Source organism: Lactobacillus nasalidis, assembly GCF_016587775.1.
Taxonomy (GTDB): domain Bacteria; phylum Bacillota; class Bacilli; order Lactobacillales; family Lactobacillaceae; genus Lactobacillus; species Lactobacillus nasalidis.
On record NZ_BOCG01000367.1, the window covers coordinates 1 to 344 of the forward strand.

Annotated in this window: 1 pseudogene; it reads left to right on the forward strand. The window is 45.9% G+C overall.

Annotated elements, in window-relative coordinates:
- Nucleotides 1-344, forward strand: a pseudogene (locus lacNas_RS06905) (helix-turn-helix domain-containing protein); the annotation flags it as partial.

The window sequence follows — 344 nt, forward strand, 5'->3', positions numbered from 1 at the left end:
ATTCTGCAACTGGCAATTTCCGACTTGGGCAAGGCTTGGAACAATTTCTTTGACAAGGCCCAACCAGACTGGGGCAAACCAAAATTTCGGTCAAAACGGGAATCCAGACAAGGCTTCAAAAGCGATCAGAGTAAGATCAAGGACGGAATTCTTTATTTGGAGCGGGCAAGAAGAAGCCACGTTCCAAAAGATCAATGGCGTGGCTTTAAGCTGAGCGAAAAGCCTTTGTCAGATGAGTTTGGCGTTGTCAGCTACTTCAAAGAAAAAGGCCGTTATTACGTTGCCATCCCGTATAAGATCAAGGCTGAGGATGTTAAGCTGCTAGGCAAAACAGGCAAAGCTAC